The organism is Alloscardovia venturai (assembly GCF_042676605.1).
Lineage (GTDB): Bacteria > Actinomycetota > Actinomycetes > Actinomycetales > Bifidobacteriaceae > Alloscardovia > Alloscardovia venturai.
In genome coordinates this window covers 1-1,666 of sequence record NZ_JBHTHQ010000018.1, presented here as the reverse complement: position 1 = coordinate 1,666, position 1,666 = coordinate 1, and the positions used below count along the sequence as shown (strand labels likewise).

Sequence of the window (1,666 nt, the reverse complement as noted above, 5' to 3'; positions counted from 1 at the left end):
GCATCTTTGCTGCACCGTTAAGCACGAGTGTGCGCAAGATTTTCTTGTGCACACCTTAGCCGCCCGCACAAATTTTGTAGAGATCAGTGTTTTTATTCCTTTACGTTGTCAGACCAGACTTGTTTTGTCATACAGTTTTGTGTTACAATAGTGGTGTGACCCTGGATAGAGGTATTGAAGTTTGAGAGCTCTGCGAGTAAGCATGGCTACACGCTTGACGATGTACTCTACGCAGTAGCGCATGTTATAGATATGCAGAGTTTCACTCAGGCGGGTGTGCAGTACATTAAGCTTGTCGGCGATCATCATGGCGACTCACTTGTTCCGCGACTCGAAATCATTATGAAAAGAGATAAGACGGGACGTATCCACGTTTTTCATGTGAACGCTTTACAAGATAATTTTATGAACTAGAGACAAGGAGTAAATCATGAGTGATTACCCAGATTTTCCATGGGATGAGAGCCAGGCTGTTACTCTTCACGGCAAGGAAGCACAACAGGCAATGAATGAAATACTTATGCGTGCTGCCGATGATGCTCCTACTGTTGAAGAAGCGTTATATCGTTTGAAAACGGGGCGCCCACGAGTAGAAGAGTCTTCTGAGACAGCTATTTTGAATATTCGCGTGCCTAAGTCATGGTTAGATATGTTGGACGCGCAGGCAAAAAGGCTTGGCTCATCGCGTAGCCAGTTAGCACGTGATATTCTCCATCGAGGAATGCAACCAGCATAACAAGCGTGCGTATTTCGTTTTTGGGTTCTCTTTACTTTTCTAATGGTAAAGGGACCCAAAGTATATTAAGGGTGTTTTTACGAATTGTAAGATCTCGTACATAAATACCTGAATATTTTCAGTATTGTATATTTCTTTACCAGGTCAAATTACAAATTGCATCCTATTATATTCACTTATGATGCCTCTTAATATCTGTGTATCAAAGGCGTTTGTTTTCTACAAATTTTATAGTGAGCAGCAGAAAGCAAAACCGAAAATAGTGTAGCCACTTAGCCGGTAGAATGTTTTACGCATAAAAGGTTATTACTCCGTGTTTTTAATGGATATTGATTTCTTAATTCAACAAACATGGAACAGTACAATATTTATTAAGTAAATATATAAGGAGACTTTATGGTAGTAAAGATTTCACGTTTTGACCCTGCTAAGTATCTCACATCATCTGAGGATATTGCTCAGTATCTTACTGCTGCTATTTCTCATGGAGATGCGAAACATTTCGCGTTTGCTTTGGGTGATGTTGCTAAAGCGTATGGTATGACACGTCTTGCTGAGCAGAATAGGTGTGGGGCGTGAAAGTCTTTATACGACTTTGTTTGGCAAGCATGACCACAATTTTTAAGGTTCTTACTGTTCTGGGTGTGGATGTTTCTTTCCAGTCACATCCTCAAGAACAGGTGACTACTCGTCCGCAACTGCAACCAGCATAATTTACTGCTTGCATATGAGTAGAGACCACCCCTAGGGGTGGTCTCTTTCGCATTAAACCTTAAAACTTGTTAAAAGGTTTTATGCCTTGTGCTTGCCCGCAATATCCATCCAACGGCGACGGATAGTCAACCCTGCACCCGCGGCAGCGAGGACAAGGCCTGCAACTGCGAGGCTGGTGACCTGTGCACCAGTCTGAGCCAATGGCGCAGCAGTAAC

At 42.5% G+C, this 1,666-nt stretch carries 4 protein-coding genes; 3 read left to right on the top strand and 1 reads right to left on the bottom strand.

Translation table 11 applies throughout. The features are described from left to right. Positions 1–174 precede the first annotated feature (174 nt). The 3 genes from ACFQY8_RS03365 to ACFQY8_RS03355 all read left to right on the top strand — a co-directional run bounded on the left by ACFQY8_RS03365 (position 175) and on the right by ACFQY8_RS03355 (position 1,315). The gene (locus ACFQY8_RS03365) at positions 175–414 is read left to right on the top strand and encodes a hypothetical protein (RefSeq protein WP_377938501.1); all 240 of its coding nucleotides are present in this window, start codon (positions 175–177) and stop codon (positions 412–414) included. Between the two features lie 16 nt (positions 415–430). Next, positions 431–736: a hypothetical protein gene (locus ACFQY8_RS03360; protein WP_377938500.1), complete on the top strand. Its 306-nt coding sequence runs from the start codon at positions 431–433 to the stop codon at positions 734–736. Between the two features lie 396 nt (positions 737–1,132). Beyond that, entirely contained in the window at positions 1,133–1,315 is a 183-nt protein-coding gene (locus ACFQY8_RS03355) for an addiction module antidote protein (RefSeq protein ID WP_377938499.1), read from the top strand. A gap of 213 nt (positions 1,316–1,528) precedes the next feature. Here ACFQY8_RS03355 and ACFQY8_RS03350 read toward each other — a convergent pair whose 3' ends face one another. Beyond that, positions 1,529–1,651, bottom strand: a complete 123-nt coding sequence (locus ACFQY8_RS03350; protein ID WP_377938502.1) for an LPXTG cell wall anchor domain-containing protein — start codon at positions 1,649–1,651, stop codon at positions 1,529–1,531. Positions 1,652–1,666 lie beyond the last annotated feature (15 nt).